1 protein-coding gene and 1 pseudogene are annotated in these 1,155 nt (G+C 45.7%); both read right to left on the bottom strand.

All coding sequences use genetic code 11. The annotated features are described in order from the left end of the window. Nucleotides 1-725: branched-chain amino acid ABC transporter permease (locus tag JaK3_RS05725; protein ID WP_068321948.1), on the bottom strand; the 725-nt coding region annotated here is incomplete at its 3' end. A gap of 145 nt (nucleotides 726-870) precedes the next feature. Next, a pseudogene (locus JaK3_RS05720) lies at nucleotides 871-1,155 on the bottom strand (ABC transporter substrate-binding protein); the annotation flags it as partial.

Here is a 1,155-nt window from a genome sequence, read left to right as displayed (position 1 = left end):
ATGATGCCCATGCCGCTAGATAAGCCGCCAATAATCGCTACTGCGAATGCCTTCAATCCCAGCGCGCCACCCATAGTTGCGCCAGTCAGCGTCAATGGAGCGATCAACACACCAGCAAACGCTGCAGTCAAAGAAGAAAGTGCATAAGAGAAGGTAATCACTACGCTGGTATTAATGCCCATCAAGCCAGCAGCATCGCGGTCGTTTGCTGTTGCCACAACCGCCTTACCGTAAATTGTTTTACGGTTAAAAAATTCTACTAACAACATCATGACCAACGCACCAACCACCACCAAAATTTCCATCGGCAGAATACTTGCGCCCAAGAAATTCATTGGCTCCATTGGCAAAGGCGATGGGAATGGCAATGCATCGCGACCCCAAATGTTTTCAGCAACGTTCTTGAAAATAATACCAAGAGCGATGGTGGACATAATCCAGCCAAACTCAGATTTAATTTTGATCGCAGGACGTACGCCGATTAACTCAACGAAGCTACCCTGAATCATGCCGAATAAGCAAACGACTGGAATCATTACCCAGTAGTTCATGCCAAAAGTGTCAACGCAGGTTAAACCTACGAGAGCACCCAACATCAGCGCTTCACCTTGACCGAAGTTCAAAGTGCCTGATGTGGCAAAAGTGAGCTGGAAACCGAAAGCGATTACCGCATAGATCATCCCCACAGCGATACCGCTTGAGAGGATTTGTGCAAGCATGTCCATTATTGTTGGCCTAAAAGATACTTAAAACTGTTTTATTAACGAATCCGACATTGTAAGCAAAACGCCGCTTTTTGGGCGGCGCTCTGTTTTATCAATTGCTGCAGTGCAAAATATTGAATTATTAAGCACTGCCCAGTAAATTAAATTACTTCTTCTTAGGAGCTGCGTCCTCAGCATTCAAGAACTCAACACGACCGTTTTCAACCACACCCATCACTACGTCTTTCATCTTGATGGCGTCGTGATCAGTCGCAGAGAATGGCTTGTTGTAAGTAATCACAACACCATCAACTGGAGTCTTCAGATCTTGCAATGCTGCAACAATCTTTGGCCCCTCTGTACTGTTAGCTTGCTTGATAGCGGCTGCCAAGAGGTAAACAGAGTCATATCCTTGTGCTGCAGAAACTGGAGATGCGATGTTGTTGTTCTT

The sequence above is a fragment of the Polynucleobacter yangtzensis genome, assembly GCF_001595965.1.
Classification (GTDB): Bacteria; Pseudomonadota; Gammaproteobacteria; order Burkholderiales; family Burkholderiaceae; genus Polynucleobacter; species Polynucleobacter yangtzensis.
The sequence above is the reverse complement of the archived record's forward strand: the minus strand, read 5'-3'. Positions and strand labels throughout refer to the sequence as shown.